The organism is Bacillus sp. IT-79MI2 (assembly GCF_949768135.1).
Classification (GTDB): domain Bacteria; phylum Bacillota; class Bacilli; order Bacillales; family Bacillaceae_G; genus Bacillus_A; species Bacillus_A pseudomycoides.
In genome coordinates this window covers 41,844-58,968 of sequence record NZ_CATKPV010000060.1, presented here as the reverse complement: position 1 = coordinate 58,968, position 17,125 = coordinate 41,844, and the positions used below count along the sequence as shown (strand labels likewise).

Annotated in this window: 18 protein-coding genes and 1 other annotated feature; all 18 genes read left to right on the top strand. The window is 37.3% G+C overall.

Annotated features, from left to right (window positions below):
* Positions 1 to 213: 213 nt before the first annotated feature.
* The 18 genes from ctsR to secE all read left to right on the top strand — a co-directional run bounded on the left by ctsR (position 214) and on the right by secE (position 17,077).
* Positions 214 to 675 carry a transcriptional regulator CtsR gene (gene ctsR, locus ACM6HU_RS13360; RefSeq protein ID WP_016116930.1) on the top strand — a complete coding sequence of 154 codons (462 nt, stop codon included), beginning with the start codon at positions 214 to 216 and terminating at the stop codon, positions 673 to 675.
* 148 nt (positions 676 to 823) lie between these two features.
* Positions 824 to 1,375: a UvrB/UvrC motif-containing protein gene (locus ACM6HU_RS13355; RefSeq protein ID WP_016116931.1), complete on the top strand. Its 552-nt coding sequence runs from the start codon at positions 824 to 826 to the stop codon at positions 1,373 to 1,375.
* A gap of 4 nt (positions 1,376 to 1,379) precedes the next feature.
* On the top strand, positions 1,380 to 2,444 hold the full coding sequence (locus ACM6HU_RS13350) for a protein arginine kinase (protein WP_016116932.1): 1,065 nt from the start codon (positions 1,380 to 1,382) through the stop codon (positions 2,442 to 2,444).
* Between the two features lie 22 nt (positions 2,445 to 2,466).
* Positions 2,467 to 4,902: an ATP-dependent protease ATP-binding subunit ClpC gene (clpC, locus tag ACM6HU_RS13345; RefSeq protein WP_016116933.1), complete on the top strand. Its 2,436-nt coding sequence runs from the start codon at positions 2,467 to 2,469 to the stop codon at positions 4,900 to 4,902.
* Between the two features lie 94 nt (positions 4,903 to 4,996).
* A complete protein-coding gene (gene radA, locus ACM6HU_RS13340; protein WP_016116934.1) occupies positions 4,997 to 6,373 on the top strand; it encodes a DNA repair protein RadA in 1,377 nt (458 codons plus the stop codon).
* 3 nt (positions 6,374 to 6,376) lie between these two features.
* A complete protein-coding gene (disA, locus tag ACM6HU_RS13335) occupies positions 6,377 to 7,450 on the top strand; it encodes a DNA integrity scanning diadenylate cyclase DisA (protein WP_016116935.1) in 1,074 nt (357 codons plus the stop codon).
* Between the two features lie 160 nt (positions 7,451 to 7,610).
* Complete coding sequence (locus tag ACM6HU_RS13330; RefSeq protein WP_016116936.1) at positions 7,611 to 8,729, top strand: PIN/TRAM domain-containing protein; 1,119 nt, start codon at positions 7,611 to 7,613, stop codon at positions 8,727 to 8,729.
* Positions 8,730 to 8,745: 16 nt separating this feature from the next.
* Positions 8,746 to 9,426 carry a 2-C-methyl-D-erythritol 4-phosphate cytidylyltransferase gene (gene ispD, locus ACM6HU_RS13325; protein ID WP_275857535.1) on the top strand — a complete coding sequence of 227 codons (681 nt, stop codon included), beginning with the start codon at positions 8,746 to 8,748 and terminating at the stop codon, positions 9,424 to 9,426.
* Positions 9,427 to 9,535: 109 nt separating this feature from the next.
* Positions 9,536 to 10,012, top strand: coding sequence for a 2-C-methyl-D-erythritol 2,4-cyclodiphosphate synthase (ispF, locus tag ACM6HU_RS13320; RefSeq protein WP_003205484.1), 477 nt, complete (start codon positions 9,536 to 9,538; stop codon positions 10,010 to 10,012).
* Positions 10,013 to 10,101: 89 nt separating this feature from the next.
* Positions 10,102 to 11,559 (top strand): glutamate--tRNA ligase, encoded by a 1,458-nt coding sequence (gene gltX, locus ACM6HU_RS13315; RefSeq protein ID WP_016116938.1) that lies wholly within the window; start codon positions 10,102 to 10,104, stop codon positions 11,557 to 11,559.
* A gap of 48 nt (positions 11,560 to 11,607) precedes the next feature.
* Positions 11,608 to 11,854, top strand: a binding site (T-box leader).
* Between the two features lie 298 nt (positions 11,855 to 12,152).
* Positions 12,153 to 12,818, top strand: coding sequence for a serine O-acetyltransferase (gene cysE / locus ACM6HU_RS13310; RefSeq protein WP_003194315.1), 666 nt, complete (start codon positions 12,153 to 12,155; stop codon positions 12,816 to 12,818).
* A complete protein-coding gene (gene cysS / locus ACM6HU_RS13305; RefSeq protein WP_016116940.1) occupies positions 12,799 to 14,196 on the top strand; it encodes a cysteine--tRNA ligase in 1,398 nt (465 codons plus the stop codon). Before cysE ends, cysS begins: the two co-directional genes overlap by 20 nt.
* Before the next feature lie 2 nt (positions 14,197 to 14,198).
* Entirely contained in the window at positions 14,199 to 14,606 is a 408-nt protein-coding gene (locus ACM6HU_RS13300) for a Mini-ribonuclease 3 (protein ID WP_016116941.1), read from the top strand.
* A complete protein-coding gene (gene rlmB, locus ACM6HU_RS13295; protein ID WP_003194319.1) occupies positions 14,603 to 15,346 on the top strand; it encodes a 23S rRNA (guanosine(2251)-2'-O)-methyltransferase RlmB in 744 nt (247 codons plus the stop codon). Before ACM6HU_RS13300 ends, rlmB begins: the two co-directional genes overlap by 4 nt.
* A 2-nt stretch (positions 15,347 to 15,348) precedes the next feature.
* The gene (locus ACM6HU_RS13290; RefSeq protein ID WP_016116942.1) at positions 15,349 to 15,861 is read left to right on the top strand and encodes an NYN domain-containing protein; all 513 of its coding nucleotides are present in this window, start codon (positions 15,349 to 15,351) and stop codon (positions 15,859 to 15,861) included.
* 67 nt (positions 15,862 to 15,928) lie between these two features.
* Positions 15,929 to 16,588, top strand: a complete 660-nt coding sequence (locus tag ACM6HU_RS13285) for an RNA polymerase sporulation sigma factor SigH (protein WP_016116943.1) — start codon at positions 15,929 to 15,931, stop codon at positions 16,586 to 16,588.
* 130 nt (positions 16,589 to 16,718) lie between these two features.
* Positions 16,719 to 16,865: a 50S ribosomal protein L33 gene (rpmG, locus tag ACM6HU_RS13280; RefSeq protein ID WP_002055487.1), complete on the top strand. Its 147-nt coding sequence runs from the start codon at positions 16,719 to 16,721 to the stop codon at positions 16,863 to 16,865.
* 32 nt (positions 16,866 to 16,897) lie between these two features.
* Positions 16,898 to 17,077 carry a preprotein translocase subunit SecE gene (gene secE, locus ACM6HU_RS13275; RefSeq protein WP_003194325.1) on the top strand — a complete coding sequence of 60 codons (180 nt, stop codon included), beginning with the start codon at positions 16,898 to 16,900 and terminating at the stop codon, positions 17,075 to 17,077.
* Positions 17,078 to 17,125 lie beyond the last annotated feature (48 nt).

The window sequence follows — 17,125 nt, the reverse complement described above, 5'->3', positions numbered from 1 at the left end:
AATTGACTCGTGCTTTTTTGTATATTTTTTTATTTGGTATTAATATGTACAAATAAAAATGAGAAGTTAATTCTGTTGTATAAAATATAAACGTAGTGATTAAAGAAAAGAAATTTTGGCTAGGATAGTGAGGAAGCAAAAGAGTTGCAAATTTCTTTAATACGTATATAATTAAAGTCAAAGATAGTCAAAGTCAATAAAGGTGGCGGATAAATGAGAAATATATCTGATATCATTGAGCAATATCTAAAGCAAGTTATTGACTTAAGCAATAATAATGTGATTGAGATTAAGAGAAATGAGATTGCGGATCGATTTGATTGTGTTCCGTCTCAAATTAATTATGTAATCAATACTCGCTTTACGTTGGAAAGAGGATTTGTAGTTGAAAGTAAACGAGGCGGGGGAGGTTACATTCGCATTATCAAGGTCAAATTGCATGATGATATAGACATTATTGATCAAATGCTTCATATGATCGAGCATAGTATTGCGCAAGGGAATGCGGAAAGTATCATTATACGATTAGTGGAAGAAGATATTGTGACCAATCGGGAAGCAAAACTTATGCTGAGCGTATTAGATCGATCTGTATTATTAATGGATTTACCTTCTAGAGATGAACTTAGGGCTCGAATATTATGCGCAATGTTAAGGACACTGAAATATAAATAAATACAGCTTTTGTTAAGAAATGTTTTTAGCGGTAATTCATTTTATAGTGGAACTTTTTACAGACAAGATTAAGTGAACAAAATAATCTAGTGGTGTATAAAAAGTATCATGAGGTAGATCGTTCCTATTGTAAAGGTGGGGATATAAGATGATTTGTCAAAATTGTAATATAAGACCAGCAGCATTACATTATACAAAAGTAATAAACGGACAAAAGACGGAAGTTCATCTTTGTGAGCAATGTGCAGAGCAAAATGGCTATACGTCTTTCTTTCAATCACCACAATCTAGTTTTTCCTTCCATGACTTACTAGCTGGATTGCTACATGGAGAACCATCAATGTTTGAAAACCAAGAGGATAGTTTTTCAGATGAAAGAGTATTACGATGTCCAACTTGTAATATGACATATAAACAATTTGCAAAAGTAGGTCGCTTTGGATGTGCTTCTTGTTATGAGACATTTAAGGAACAACAACTAAAGCCAATGTTGAAGCGGCTTCATGGTGGTCATACACATCATTGTGGAAAAATTCCCGAGCGTATGGGAGGAAATATTCATCTAAAGAAAGAATTAGATGAACTAAAATTAAAATTAAAGCAATGTGTACAGAAAGAAGAATTTGAAAAAGCAGCTCAAACGCGTGATCAAATCCGAAGTATTGAAAATCAGCTTAGTGAGCATAGAGAGGGGGAATAGTTCTATGTCACTGGATCGTATTATGAACGAAGCAATTAGTCCGTGGATGAGGGGAGATGGCCCCGATTCTGATATTGTTTTAAGTAGTCGTATTCGTTTGGCTCGTAATTTAAAAGATTATCATTTCCCTATTATGCAAACTGATGAAGAAGCTAAGCAGATTACTAATTTATTTCAAAAGAAGTTTGTAAATCAGAAAGTGAAATCCCTCGGGAATTTTGAACTATTAAAAATGAATGAACTAAAACCGCTTCAGCGAAGGGTTTTAGTAGAAAAACATTTAATTAGTCCTAATCTTGCTGGAACGGAATTTGGTGCTTGTCTACTATCAGAAAGTGAACATATAAGTGTGATGCTTAATGAAGAAGATCATGTGCGAATTCAATGTTTGTTCTCAGGGCTGCAATTATCAGAAGCACTGCAAAGCGCAAACAAAATGGATACATGGATTGAAAAAGCAGTTGAATATGCTTTTGATGAATCGCTTGGCTATATTACCAGTTGCCCCACAAATGTTGGTACGGGGTTACGGGCTTCTGTGATGATGCATTTACCAGCACTTGTTTTGACGAAACGGATAAATCGTATTATACAAGCAATTCAACAATTAGGTTTAGTCGTAAGAGGAATATACGGTGAAGGTAGCGAAGCCTTAGGTAATATATTTCAAGTTTCTAATCAAATGACATTAGGAAAATCAGAAGAAGATATTATAGCAGATTTAGAGAGTGTTGTTCATCAGCTTATACAACAAGAGAGAGTAGCTCGAGAACTAATTATGAAAAATTCAAGTATTGAACTTGAAGACCGAGTATATCGTTCTTACGGTGTACTGGCTAATAGTCGATTAATTCAATCGGCAGAAGCTGCTACTTGTCTGTCAGATATGCGGTTAGGTATTGATCTTGATTATATAAAAAATATATCAAGAAATATTTTAACAGAGTTAATGGTACTAACTCAGCCGGGAATTTTACAGCAATACGCGGGAGGTCCTTTAAGCCCAGAAGAAAGGGATTATCGAAGGGCGACATTAATCCGTGAAAGACTACGAATTGAACAAAATTGAGCGCAAGTAGGAGGCGATTTCTATGATGTTTGGAAGATTTACAGAAAGAGCACAGAAAGTATTAGCTTTATCTCAAGAAGAAGCAATTCGCATTGGGCATAATAATATTGGTACAGAACATATTTTACTTGGGCTTGTACGTGAAGGGGAAGGAATTGCAGCTAAAGCGTTAATTGCTCTTGGGCTAAGTCCAGAGAAGGTACAAAAAGAGGTAGAGGCATTAATTGGTCGTGGAACAGAGATGTCTCAAACTGTTCATTATACACCGCGTGCCAAAAAAGTAATTGAGTTATCAATGGATGAGGCACGTAAGCTTGGTCATTCTTATGTTGGAACGGAACATATTTTACTAGGGTTGATCCGTGAAGGTGAAGGTGTTGCAGCGCGTGTTTTAAATAACTTAGGCGTAAGTTTAAACAAAGCAAGACAACAAGTATTGCAGCTCCTTGGAAGCAATGAAGCTACATCAGGCCATCAAGGTGGTGCATCAGCAAATGCAAATACACCAACGCTTGATAGTTTAGCGCGAGATTTGACAGTTGTTGCACGTGAAGGACGCTTAGATCCTGTTATTGGCCGTAGTAAAGAGATTCAACGTGTTATTGAAGTATTGAGCCGTAGAACTAAGAATAACCCGGTATTAATTGGAGAACCTGGGGTAGGTAAAACAGCAATTGCTGAAGGTCTAGCACAGCAAATTGTAAATAATGAAGTTCCAGAAACATTACGCGATAAGCGTGTTATGACGTTAGATATGGGTACAGTTGTTGCTGGCACGAAATACCGTGGTGAGTTTGAGGATCGTTTAAAGAAAGTGATGGATGAAATTCGCCAAGCTGGTAATATCATTCTATTTATTGATGAACTTCATACATTAATTGGTGCAGGTGGTGCAGAAGGTGCAATTGACGCATCCAATATTTTGAAACCATCATTAGCACGTGGTGAATTGCAATGTATTGGGGCGACAACATTAGATGAGTATCGTAAATACATTGAAAAAGATGCAGCACTAGAAAGACGTTTCCAACCAATTCATGTTGACGAGCCAAGCTTAGAAGAATCGGTTCAAATTTTAAGAGGGTTACGCGATCGTTACGAGGCACATCACCGCGTTTCCATTACAGATGATGCAATTGAAGCAGCTGTAAAACTTTCGGATCGTTATATTACAGATCGTTTCTTACCTGATAAAGCAATTGACTTAATCGATGAAGCAGCTTCAAAAGTACGCTTACGTTCTTATACAACACCACCAAATTTAAAAGAACTTGAAGTGAAACTTGAAGAAATTCGAAAAGAAAAGGATGCAGCCGTACAGAGCCAAGAATTTGAAAAGGCAGCTTCTTTACGAGATATGGAACAACGTTTACGTGAAAAATTAGAGGATACAAAACGTCAGTGGAAAGAGCAGCAAGGAAAAGAAAATTCAGAAGTAACAGTAGAAGACATTGCAAATGTTGTTTCTACGTGGACGCGTATTCCGGTTTCTAAACTTGCACAAACAGAAACAAATAAATTATTGAATCTAGAATCCATTTTACATGACCGTTTAATTGGCCAAGATGAAGCTGTTGTCGCAGTAGCGAAAGCAGTGCGCCGCGCAAGAGCGGGTTTAAAAGATCCGAAACGCCCAATTGGTTCATTTATTTTCTTAGGACCGACTGGTGTAGGTAAAACGGAGCTTGCGCGTGCATTAGCAGAATCTATGTTTGGTGATGAAGATGCAATGATTCGTATTGATATGTCTGAGTATATGGAGAAACATTCTACTTCTCGCTTAGTGGGGTCTCCGCCAGGATATGTGGGATATGAAGAAGGCGGCCAATTAACAGAAAAAGTTCGTCGCAAACCATATTCTGTCGTGCTGCTAGATGAAGTAGAGAAGGCACATCCAGATGTATTTAACATTTTACTGCAAGTGCTAGAAGATGGGCGTTTAACAGACTCTAAAGGGCGTACAGTTGATTTCCGAAATACAATTGTTATTATGACATCTAACGTTGGTGCCGAAGCATTAAAACGTAATAAACATCTCGGTTTTAACGTACAAGATGAGAGCCGTGATTATTCAGATATGAAGGGTAAAGTAATGGATGAATTGAAAAAAGCATTTCGTCCAGAGTTCTTAAACCGTATTGATGAAATCATTGTTTTCCATATGCTTGAGAAAAAACATATTCAAGAAATTGTAACGCTTATGGTTAATCAATTAGTAAATCGGTTAAAAGAACAAGAGATTGAATTAGAGTTAACAAGTGCAGCAATTGAAGCGATTGCTGATAAAGGATTCGATCGTGAGTATGGTGCTCGTCCACTTCGTCGAGCAATCCAAAAACATGTGGAAGATCGATTATCAGAAGAACTTCTAAAAGGAGAAATTGAGAAAGGTCAAAAAGTTGTCTTTGACGCCGAAGGGGAATCATTTGTCATTCGCAGTGTAGAAAAGGTAAAATAAGTATAGACAAACAAGGAGGGCTAAATAATAGCCCTCTTTCTTGTACGAGAAGGATGTATGTTTATAGATGAAAGTGAAGTGAAGTAAAAACAAGATGGCTAAAAAGAAAACGAGATTTATATGTCAAGAATGTGGTTATCAGTCACCAAAATATATGGGTAAGTGCCCTGGATGTGGGCAATGGAATACGCTTGTTGAAGAGATGGAACAAGTTGTATCATCGCGTCGCATCAACTATGCAAATGCGATTCAAACGGAAGTAACAAAGCCAAGGCGTCTTACAGAAGTAGAAACAAAGTCAGAGGCACGGATTGAAACAAAATTTCAAGAATTTAATCGTGTACTCGGTGGAGGAATTGTTGACGGTTCCCTCGTACTTATTGGAGGAGATCCTGGAATTGGAAAATCAACCTTACTACTACAAATATCATCGCAATTAGCAGATTCTTCGTATGATGTATTGTATATATCTGGTGAAGAATCAGCAAAACAAATTAAACTTCGTGCAGATCGTCTACATGTAAATGGAAGCAACTTATTTGTTGTTTCGGAAACAGATTTACAGCGAATTGCGGCACATATTGATGAAATGAACCCTTCCTTTGTTGTCATTGATTCCATTCAAACTATTTATTTGCCAGAAGTAACTTCAGCACCAGGTAGTGTTTCACAAGTACGTGAATGTACAGCGGAACTGATGAAACTTGCAAAAACGAAAGGAATTCCAATTTTTATCGTAGGACATGTAACGAAAGAAGGGGCAATTGCAGGACCGCGTATGTTAGAACATATGGTGGATGCGGTTCTTTATTTTGAAGGAGACCGTCATCATACATATCGTATTTTGCGAGCGGTTAAAAATCGCTTTGGTTCTACAAATGAGATGGGTATTTTTGAAATGAAGGAACTCGGTCTTGCGGAAGTATTAAATCCTTCTGAAATTTTTCTAGAAGAAAGGCCTGTTGGAGTTGCTGGCTCTACAGTTGTTGCTTCTATGGAAGGGACAAGGCCTGTTTTAGTAGAAATACAAGCATTAATTTCTCCTACTAGTTTTGGAAATCCACGAAGAATGGCTACAGGGATTGATCATAATCGTGTATCGCTTATTATGGCAGTGCTAGAAAAAAGAGCAGGTTTATTATTGCAAAACCAAGATGCGTATTTAAAGGTTGCTGGAGGATTGAGATTGGATGAACCAGCAATTGATTTGGCGGTGGCTTTAAGTATTGCATCGAGTTTTCGAGATAAGTCAACTGCCCCAACCGATGCGGTAATAGGAGAAGTTGGGTTAACTGGAGAAGTAAGAAGGGTATCGAGAATTGAACAACGGGTACAAGAAGCGGCTAAATTAGGATTTCAGCGTGCCATCATCCCGCAAAAAAATTTAGGGGGTTGGACAATTCCTGATGGGATTGAAGTAGTTGGTGTTTCTAATTTAGGAGAGGCGCTTCGTTTGACATTAGGAGGCTAGGCTATGGAAGAAAACAAGCAACGTGTCAAAAGTATGATTAATATTTTGCAGCTTGTTGCACCAGGGACACCTTTGCGAGAAGGCATAGATAATGTACTTCGTGCGCAAACAGGTGGCTTAATTGTCCTTGGGTATAATGATCAAATTAAAAGCATTGTTGATGGAGGATTTCACATTAATTGTGCATTCTCTCCCGCTAGTTTATACGAATTAGCAAAAATGGATGGGGCTCTTATTTTAAATGAGACGGGAAGTAAAATTTTAATTGCAAATGCACAGTTAGTTCCCGAGGCATCTATTGATTCCATTGAAACAGGAATGCGTCATCGCACAGCAGAACGTGTAGCGAAGCAAACAGGAAGTCTTGTTGTTGCTATTTCACAAAGACGTAACGTAATTACGCTATATCAGGGAAGTTTACGTTATACACTAAAAGACATAGGCGTTATTTTAACAAAGGCAAATCAGGCTATTCAAACTTTAGAAAAATATAAAGCAGTATGGAATGATGGTATTACGAACTTGGGTATTCTAGAATTTGAGGAAGTTGTTACGATGTCTGAAGTGGTCCACGTCCTACATAGTGTCGAGATGGTACTCCGTATTAAGAATGAAATCCTAAGTTATATTCATGAATTAGGAACAGAAGGTAGACTTATTCGTTTACAGCTTACTGAGCTGTTGGCTGATTTGGAAGCAGAGGCAGCATTATTAATTAAAGACTACTATCAAGAAAAGACGCAGGATCACTATCAAATTTTAAAAAAATTACAGGAACTTGCAAATGCACAGCTTTTAGAAGATAGTGATTTAGTGAAATTGCTTGGTTACCCAGGGCAAATGAGTTTAGAGGAAAGTGTTACACCGAGAGGATATAGGATTACAAGTAAAATTTCTCGGGTACCACCTCTTATTATTGAAAATTTAATCAATCGATTTAAAACATTGCAAGGTGTCTGTCGTGCAAGTATTAATGAGTTAGATGATGTAGAAGGAATTGGAGAAGTTCGGGCGAAAAAAATACGAGAAGGTTTAAAACGAATCCAAGAGCATTTATATATGAGTAGACACAATTAAGAATATTACATTGATTTCATAATATAACGACACTATCACATTTTTGGTATATGATATGATATATTGGTAAATAAACCAATTTATAAAAAGACACGTCCGCTTTTGCATTCGGCGTTTTGATTAGCAAAACAATGGTTAATAATGAGTAGGAGGTGGTTGGATGTTAAAACGGATCGTACAGCTCTTTGTTTTAGTAATCGGAGGAGCGTTAGGGATTTATTTAATCCCGAAATTTATTAATGTATTGGACATGGGTGCAATCCCGTTACTGGAGGGCTCATATGTTCGTGCAATTATTGGTGCAATTATTTTATTTTTAACAACATTTTGGCTTGTAGATTATATTGTTCAGCTTATTAAACATATTGAGGAAGCTCTTGTAAAGGCGCCTGTAACAGATGTTTTATTTGGCACGCTAGGATTAATCTCAGGTCTTATTGTTGCGTATTTAATTTTGATACCAATTCGTGAATTTACAATTCCAGTCATTAGTACTGTATTGCAAATCTTCTTTACACTTCTACTTGGTTACTTAGGATTCCAGGTAGGATTTAAAAAGAGAAATGAATTGTTAGGATTATTTACACTACCACAACGCGGTGGCAAGAAGAAAAATAACAATAGTGATAATGAAGAGGCTGAAACGGAAACAGGAGTAGAGGAATCTTCTTCGCATTGGAAAATTCTTGATACTAGTGTAATTATTGATGGACGTATTGCTGATATTTGTCAAACGAAATTCCTAGAAGGAACGATTGTCATTCCTCAGTTTGTATTAGAGGAGTTGCAACATATTGCGGATTCTTCGGATGCATTAAAGCGTAATCGAGGACGTAGAGGATTAGATATTTTAAACCGTATTCAAAAAGAGATGCCAATTCCAGTAGAGATTTATGAAGGCGATTTCGAAGATATTCAAGAAGTAGACAGCAAGCTTGTGAAATTAGCGAAAGTAACTGGTGGTACTGTTGTCACAAATGATTTCAACTTAAATAAAGTTTCTGAACTACAAGGAGTAACAGTTCTAAACATTAATGATTTAGCAAATGCAATTAAGCCAGTTGTACTTCCCGGTGAAGAACTAAGCGTTTATGTTGTCAAAGATGGAAAAGAGCAAAATCAAGGTGTTGCTTATTTAGATGATGGTACGATGATTGTAGTAGAAGATGGTCGACAATATGTTGGTTCACAACTTGATGTACTCGTTACGAGTGTACTACAAACATCTGCTGGTCGCATGATTTTTGCAAAGCGAAAATTACTAGAAAAAGCATTATAAGTAGAGGGTTATTAGCATGTATACATTAATTATTCCGGCCGCGGGCCAAGGAAAGCGAATGGGTGCTGGTAAAAATAAATTATTTTTGCTTATTAATGAAGTGCCTATTATTGTGCATACATTACGTGTTTTTGAAAAAGATGAAGCATGTAAAAATATTATTATGGCAATTAATGAAGAAGAACGTTCCTATTTTGAAGAGTTAATACAGAGATATCCGATTCAAAAGAGTGTGCAGTTTATCCAAGGTGGGGCTGAAAGACAAGATAGTGTATATAATGCACTTCAATATGTGAAGCAAACTGAGTATGTTCTCGTACATGATGGAGCACGTCCGTTTGTAACGAATAAAATGACCCGTGATGTATTGATTGCAGCGAAGCAGAAAGGTGCTTCGATTTGTGCGGTACCTGTAAAGGATACGGTAAAACGGGTAGAACAAAATACAGTTGTTGAAACAGTTGAACGTTCTCAGTTGAGAGCCGTACAAACACCTCAAGGGTTTTCTGTTCCACTTTTACTAGAAGCGCATCAAAGTGCAAAGCAGGGATGTTTCCTTGGTACAGATGATGCAAGTCTTGTAGAACGTATTGGTAAGGAAGTGGGCGTAGTAGAGGGTAGTTATTACAATATTAAAGTGACAACGCCAGAAGATTTATTAATTGCTGAAAGTTTCTTGCGTGTTCAGAAGGGGTAGTAGAAAGAATATAAAGAAAAGCCCGGTTACTGCCGGGCTTTTCTTTATAGGTGCATAGATATAATATAGAATCATAACGTTCAGTAGTTTAGCTTGAGGAGGATGTAAAATGTTTCGAATTGGACAAGGTTTTGATGTACACGAATTTGCAGAAGGTAGACCGTTAATTATCGGTGGAATTACGATTCCGCATGAAAAAGGTTTGTTAGGTCACTCAGATGCAGATGTACTTTTACATACAATTGCTGATGCATGTTTAGGAGCAATTGCTGCAGGTGACATCGGAAAACATTTTCCAGATACAGATCCTGCCTTTAAGGATGCAGATTCAGCGGTGTTATTGCAAAAAGTTTGGGAGTTTGTGCGTGAACAAGGGTATGAGTTAGGTAATTTAGATTGTACAATTATTGCGCAGAAGCCGAAAATGGCACCACATATTGAAAATATGCGTAAGCGTATTAGTGAGTTATTAGAAACTTCTATAGGCAATATTAATGTGAAGGCAACAACAACTGAAAAATTAGGATTTACAGGAAGAGAAGAAGGGATTGCTTCTCAAGCAGTTGTATTATTACAGAAAAAATAGTTGTTTTTGATTCGTAAGATGGATAATCAGATTTTTTTGGTGTACAATTATAGAATGTGTTGACATTAAGAATGGAAGGTGTACCAATTATGGAAAAGCAAGTGAGAGTACGCTATGCGCCGAGTCCAACAGGACACTTACATATCGGAAATGCGCGTACGGCATTATTTAATTATTTATTTGCTCGTCATCAAGATGGCAAGTTTATTATTCGTATTGAAGATACTGATGTAAAACGCAATGTTGCTGGTGGGGAAGAAAGCCAATTAAAATACTTGAAATGGCTCGGTATGGACTGGGATGAAGGTGTTGATGTTGGTGGTGAATATGGACCATATCGTCAAACAGAACGTTTAGATATTTATAAAAAGTTATATGAAGATTTACTAGAACGTGGTTTAGCTTATAAATGTTACATGACAGAAGAGGAATTAGAAGCAGAGCGTGAAGGACAAATTGCTCGTGGTGAAACACCTCGTTATGCAGGTAATCACCGTGATTTAACAGAAGAACAAATCAAGCAATTTGAAGCAGAAGGCCGCATTCCAAGTATTCGTTTCCGTGTACTAGCTGACCGCGACTACACGTTTAAGGATATCGTAAAAGATGAAGTTGCTTTCCACTCAAATGACTTTGGTGATTTCGTTATTGTGAAAAAAGATGGTATTCCAACTTATAATTTTGCAGTAGCGGTAGATGATCATTTAATGGAAATCACACATGTTCTTCGTGGCGATGACCATATCTCTAACACACCGAAACAAATGATGATTTATGAAGCATTTGGATGGGATATCCCACAATTCGGTCATATGACATTAATCGTAAATGAGAGCCGTAAAAAATTAAGTAAACGTGATGAATCTATTATTCAATTTATTGAACAATATCAAGCGCTTGGATATCTTCCAGAAGCGATTTTTAACTTTATCGCATTACTTGGTTGGTCACCAGTAGGGGAGGAAGAAATCTTCTCTAAAGATGAGTTTATTGAAATGTTTGATGCGGCACGTTTATCAAAATCACCTGCATTATTTGATTCTCAAAAACTAAAATGGATGAACAATCAATATATGAAAAAGCAAGACCTAGATGCTGTTGTTGCATTAAGTTTACCGCATTTAGTGAAAGCTGGTCGTGTAAGTGAAAACTTAAGCGAACAAGAACAGGTTTGGGTTCGTGATGTAATTGCTTTATACCATGAACAAATGAGCTTTGGAGCTGAAATTGTAGAGCTTTCTGAAATGTTCTTCAAAGATCATGTAGACTATGAAGAAGAAGGACAAGAAGTATTAAAAGGTGAACAAGTACCTGAAGTACTTCGTGCATTTGCAGCGGGATTAGAAGCTTTAGATGAACTAGAACCAGCAGCAATTAAGAAGGCAATTAAAGCTGTTCAAAAAGAAACAGGTCATAAAGGTAAAAATTTATTTATGCCAATTCGTGTTGCAACTACGGGTCAAACACATGGCCCAGAACTTCCAAACGCAATTGCACTTCTTGGAAAAGAAAAAGTTTTAAATCGTATTCGTAAAGTAATTGGTTAACATTTGACGAATTTAGAAATATAATAAGAATACTTAAAAACCTAATAAGGGAAAGCGACGAGAAGGAGAAGTAGAAAATCAGGCTTTTTACAGAGAGAACCACCTTTTGGCTGGAAGTGGTTTATAAGTGGATTTTTGAAATGCCCCTTCGAGTCTTCTGCTGAACAACGAAGAGTTTCGGGACGTCATAAGGACGCAAAGTAAGCAGAAGCGGTATAAACCGTTATCATGGATGAGTTTGAGGCTTTATTTAAGCCTAAACAGAGTGGAACCGCGCTTATAAGGCGCCTCTGTCAATATGACAGAGGCGTCTTTTTTTATACCATGTAAATAGGTATGGGTATAAGTTTTTGTACAGATGGATAAAAACTAGGTAACAAACAAGGAAGTTAGCGATAAAGTGAACCTCTAATCAGTGGGGGCTTCATTCCTCACTAATTATTAGCCTTCACCAATTGGGCCTTTACGGGTAATTCATCTCCAATCTAACTTCTTTTCTTTCACTGAATGATGAGGTGGAGGTAGTACTGTCCACCAATAGCGGGGGAATCAGTTCACTCGGAATAGTAGTCCATAAAGGGGAGGGGACATCGATGTTTAAGAGGCTTCGAGAAGATATTGAAGTCGTTTTTGAACAAGATCCAGCGGCGCGAAGTTATTTCGAAGTCATTTTAACTTACTCTGGATTACATGCAGTTTGGGCACACCGAATTGCACACGCCTTTTATAAACGAAATTTTTTCTTTATTGCGCGTTGGATTTCACAAGTTAGTCGTTTTTTTACTGGTATCGAGATTCATCCAGGAGCCACAATTGGTCGCCGCTTTTTTATTGACCATGGTATGGGAGTTGTTATTGGGGAGACATGTGAAATTGGAGACAATGTAACCATTTATCAAGGAGTTACATTAGGCGGTACAGGGAAAGAAAAAGGAAAAAGGCATCCAACAATTCAAGATAATGTACTTATTGCAACTGGTGCGAAAGTACTCGGATCCATTACGGTTGGAGAGAATTCTAAAATTGGTGCAGGGTCCGTTGTGTTGAAAGAAGTTCCTGCGCATTCGACAGTTGTAGGTATACCTGGTCGTGTCGTAATTCAGAATGGAGTCAAGGTAGGTCAGGAATTAAACCATTCGGATCTTCCGGATCCAATTTTCGATAAATTGAAAGTGATGGAAGCTGAACTTGAGAAATTAAAAAAGCAACTTGAAGTAAAAGTGGAAAGGAAGGATGAAAATGACTATTCACATTTATAATACGTTAACGCGTCAGAAAGAGGAGTTTGTTCCTTTGGAAGAAAATAAAGTGAAGATGTATGTATGCGGGCCGACAGTATACAACTATATTCATATTGGAAATGCAAGACCACCTATGGTATTTGATACAGTGCGTCGCTACTTAGAATATAAAGGGTATGATGTACAATATGTTTCTAATTTTACGGATGTAGATGATAAATTAATTAAAGCAGCAAATGAGCTAGGAGAGGACGTTCCAACAATTGCAGATCGCTTTGTTGAAGCGTATTTTGAAGATGTAACTGCATTAGGTTGCAAGCACGCTACAGTTCACCCTCGTGTAACAGAAAATATGGATATCATTATTGAGTTTATTGAGGAACTTGTGAAAAAAGGATATGCATATGAATCAGAAGGAGATGTTTATTACAAAACGAAAGAATTTGAAGGCTACGGCAAATTGTCTCATCAACCAATTGCAGATTTGCGTCATGGTGCACGTATTGAAGTTGGAGAAAAGAAACAAGATCCACTTGACTTTGTATTATGGAAAGCTGCGAAAGAAGGAGAGATCTTCTGGGAGAGCCCTTGGGGGAAAGGTCGTCCGGGATGGCATATTGAATGCTCTGCAATGGCACGGAAATATTTGGGGGATACAATCGATATTCACGCTGGTGGTCAAGATTTAGCGTTCCCGCATCATGAAAATGAGATTGCACAATCAGAAGCTTTGACTGGAAAAACATTTGCACGTTACTGGATGCATAATGGATATATTAATATTAACAATGAAAAAATGTCTAAATCATTAGGGAACTTCATTTTAGTTCACGATATTATTAAGCAATATAATCCGCAATTAATTCGTTTCTTTATGCTATCGGTTCACTATCGTCATCCAATTAACTTTAGTGAAGAATTATTACAGAATACGAATAATGGGTTAGAGCGTATTAAAACGGCATACGGTAATTTAAAACATCGCATGGAAAGTAGTACGGATTTAACGGATCATAACGAGAAGTGGTTAGCTGAAATGGAAAAATTCCAAGTTGCATTTGAAGCAGCGATGGATGATGATTTTAATACAGCAAACGCAGTAACAGAATTATATAACTTAGCAAACCATGTAAATCAATATTTACTAGAAGAACATACATCAAAAGCTGTGCTTGAGGCGTATGTAAAACAGTTTGAAACATTATTTGGCATCTTAGGATTAGAATTAACAAAAGAAGAATTACTTGATGAAGAGATTGAAGTGTTAATTCAAAAACGTATTGAAGCTCGTAAAAATCGTGATTTCGCATTATCAGATCAAATTCGCGATGATTTAAAAGAGCGCAATATTATTTTAGAAGATACAGCACAAGGTACAAGATGGAAAAGAGGATAAACATGATTGATGCAAAGCAATTGAACAGCTTAGCGTTAGCCTATATGGGTGATGCGGTATATGAACAATATATCCGCTATCACCTCCTTCAAAAAGGAACAGTTCGTCCCAATCAACTACATCGTTTAGGGACAAGCTTTGTTTCAGCAAAGGCGCAGGCGAAAGTTGTTTATCATTTTTTAGAGACAGCATTTCTAACAGAGGAAGAAGAAGCGGTACTAAGAAGAGGGCGTAATGCGAATTCTGGTACTGTTCCAAAAAATACGGATGTACAAACGTATCGCTATAGTACGGCCTTCGAGGCATTGCTCGGCTATCATTATTTATTGAACAATCGTGAACGATTAGAAGAGCTTGTATATAAAGCAATTGATGTATTAGAAGTAAAAGAAGGAGGCGCATCAACATGAGTAGTGAATACATTATCGGCCGTAACCCTGTAATTGAAGCGTTACGATCAGGGCGAGATATTAATAAGATTTGGATTGCAGAAGGTGCTGCCAAGGGACAAGTGCAAATTGTATTAGCGTTAGCGAAAGAGAATAAAATTATTTTACAGCATGCACCAAAGAAAAAATTAGATCAGCTTGTTGAAGGAAATCATCAAGGGGTGATTGCGCAAGTTGCGGCATATCAGTATGCGGAATTAGAAGATTTATTTGAGGTAGCTGCTAAGCGTAACGAAGATCCGTTCTTCTTAATTCTTGATGAAATTGAAGACCCACATAACCTAGGATCTATTATGCGTACAGCGGATGCAACCGGAGCGCATGGGATTATTATTCCAAAGCGCCGAGCAGTTGGGTTAACGGCATCGGTTGCAAAGGCTTCAACAGGGGCAATTGAATACATTCCCGTTGCTCGTGTGACAAATTTATCACGAACAATTGATGAGTTAAAAGAACGTGGTCTTTGGATTGCGGGCACAGATGCAAAAGGGAAAACAGATTATCGCAACTTAGATGGCAATATGCCGATTGGGTTAGTAATTGGTAGTGAAGGGAAAGGTATGAGCCGTATTATTGGTGAAAAGTGTGATTTCCTTATTCATTTACCGATGGTTGGTAAAGTTACATCCTTAAATGCTTCAGTAGCTGCTAGTCTGCTAATGTACGAGGTATATCGCAAACGTCACCAGATTGGTGAGTAAAAATGGACGATATTTTAATCGTTGACGGTTATAACATTATTGGGGCTTGGAGAGACTTGAAAAAATTGAGGGATGTAGACTTACAGTCATCAAGGGACGCGCTAATTGATAAGATGGCGGATTATCAGGGCTACACAGGAACAAGAGTCATGATTGTATTTGATGCTTATACAGTTCAAGGTATTGAGAAGAAGATGCAGCAATCGCGTGTTGAAGTTATTTTCACAAGGAGAAATCAAACTGCTGATGAAAAAATTGAACAGCTCGCGATTGAGCTTCGTAACATTAATACACAAATTTATGTTGCGACTTCCGATTATACAGAACAGTGGGTTATTTTTGCGCAAGGAGCACTTAGGAAATCAGCCCGTGAACTAGAGATAGAAGTACAGGCGATGGAACAACAAGTGCGCCATCAAACGCGAGAGGTAAAAGATAAACAACCAGCTATGCGAACGATATTTAGCAAGGATATTACAGAAAAGTTAGAAAAATTAAGGCGAGGAGAGCGTTGAACCATTGACGCTCTTCAAGCGCTTACTGTATAATATTTCTAAATAAATAGCGGTCGGAGGGATCAGAGTGGAAACAGGCTTCGTAAGTACCAACAACGTTACGTTTCGTGATTTAGAGGATGAGGCAATAGTTGAGTTAGTTCGAAAAGGTAATATTGATGCTCTTGAATATTTAATTCACAAGTACAAGAACTTTGTTCGCGCAAAATCAAGATCGTATTTTTTAGTAGGTGCCGATCGGGAAGATATTGTTCAAGAAGGTATGATTGGATTGTTTAAAGCTATTCGTGATTATAAAGGGGACAAGCTCTCTTCTTTTAAAGCATTTGCTGAATTATGTATTACTCGTCAAATTATTACTGCTATTAAGACAGCAACGAGACAAAAACATATTCCTTTAAATTCGTATGTTTCTTTAGACAAACCGATTTACGATGAGGAATCTGATCGTACGCTATTAGATGTTATTTCAGAAGCAAAGGTAACTGATCCTGAAGAGATGATTATTAGCCAGGAAGAATATACCGACATAGAACTAAAGATATCTGAATTATTAAGCGATTTAGAAAGGAAAGTCCTTTCTTTATATTTAGATGGTCGCTCTTATCAAGAAATCTCAGAACAGCTAAATAGACATGTAAAGTCTATTGATAATGCCCTGCAGCGTGTGAAAAGAAAACTTGAACGATATATGGAAATGAGAGAAAATACAACTTTAAACTCATAGTATATGTCGCAGGAGGTAAAGTGATTCTCCTGTTTTCTTTTTGTAAGGTAGTAAGCGGCATGTCATTGACATTGTCTTTTATTGTATGATACATTTTTAGGGACATAACGTTACAAGGTTGGTGTAACAAATGAGGAAAAAAGTTGTACTCTCATGTGAAGAGTGTAAGAATCGAAACTACTCCACAATGAAAGATACGAGCTCAGTAGAGCGACTTGAGATAAAGAAGTTTTGTAAAACATGCAATATGCATACAGTTCATAAGGAAACAAAATAAATAATCGAAACAATACACTGGAGGTCCCGTAAATGCGTTTGACGAACTTTTTCGGCGATGTAGGTCGCGAAATGAAAAAAGTAAGTTGGCCTAAGAAAGATGAATTACTCCGTTCAACAGCTACTGTTATTGCGACAGTTGTGTTTTTTGCAGTTTTCTTTGCAGTAGTTGACATGGGTATTTCTTCTTTAATTCGGTTAATTCTTGGTTAGTTCTTGAATAAGAAGCACTTATCCATGATATAATGTTATTTATACGAA

Coding starts and splice junctions, on each gene's coding strand:
- ctsR (WP_016116930.1), top strand. CDS start 214: ATGAGAAATATATCTGATATCATTGAGCAATATCTAAAGCAAGTTATT.
- ACM6HU_RS13355 (WP_016116931.1), top strand. CDS start 824: ATGATTTGTCAAAATTGTAATATAAGACCAGCAGCATTACATTATACA.
- ACM6HU_RS13350 (WP_016116932.1), top strand. CDS start 1,380: ATGTCACTGGATCGTATTATGAACGAAGCAATTAGTCCGTGGATGAGG.
- clpC (WP_016116933.1), top strand. CDS start 2,467: ATGATGTTTGGAAGATTTACAGAAAGAGCACAGAAAGTATTAGCTTTA.
- radA (WP_016116934.1), top strand. CDS start 4,997: ATGGCTAAAAAGAAAACGAGATTTATATGTCAAGAATGTGGTTATCAG.
- disA (WP_016116935.1), top strand. CDS start 6,377: ATGGAAGAAAACAAGCAACGTGTCAAAAGTATGATTAATATTTTGCAG.
- ACM6HU_RS13330 (WP_016116936.1), top strand. CDS start 7,611: ATGTTAAAACGGATCGTACAGCTCTTTGTTTTAGTAATCGGAGGAGCG.
- ispD (WP_275857535.1), top strand. CDS start 8,746: ATGTATACATTAATTATTCCGGCCGCGGGCCAAGGAAAGCGAATGGGT.
- ispF (WP_003205484.1), top strand. CDS start 9,536: ATGTTTCGAATTGGACAAGGTTTTGATGTACACGAATTTGCAGAAGGT.
- gltX (WP_016116938.1), top strand. CDS start 10,102: ATGGAAAAGCAAGTGAGAGTACGCTATGCGCCGAGTCCAACAGGACAC.
- cysE (WP_003194315.1), top strand. CDS start 12,153: ATGTTTAAGAGGCTTCGAGAAGATATTGAAGTCGTTTTTGAACAAGAT.
- cysS (WP_016116940.1), top strand. CDS start 12,799: ATGACTATTCACATTTATAATACGTTAACGCGTCAGAAAGAGGAGTTT.
- ACM6HU_RS13300 (WP_016116941.1), top strand. CDS start 14,199: ATGATTGATGCAAAGCAATTGAACAGCTTAGCGTTAGCCTATATGGGT.
- rlmB (WP_003194319.1), top strand. CDS start 14,603: ATGAGTAGTGAATACATTATCGGCCGTAACCCTGTAATTGAAGCGTTA.
- ACM6HU_RS13290 (WP_016116942.1), top strand. CDS start 15,349: ATGGACGATATTTTAATCGTTGACGGTTATAACATTATTGGGGCTTGG.
- rpmG (WP_002055487.1), top strand. CDS start 16,719: ATGAGGAAAAAAGTTGTACTCTCATGTGAAGAGTGTAAGAATCGAAAC.
- secE (WP_003194325.1), top strand. CDS start 16,898: ATGCGTTTGACGAACTTTTTCGGCGATGTAGGTCGCGAAATGAAAAAA.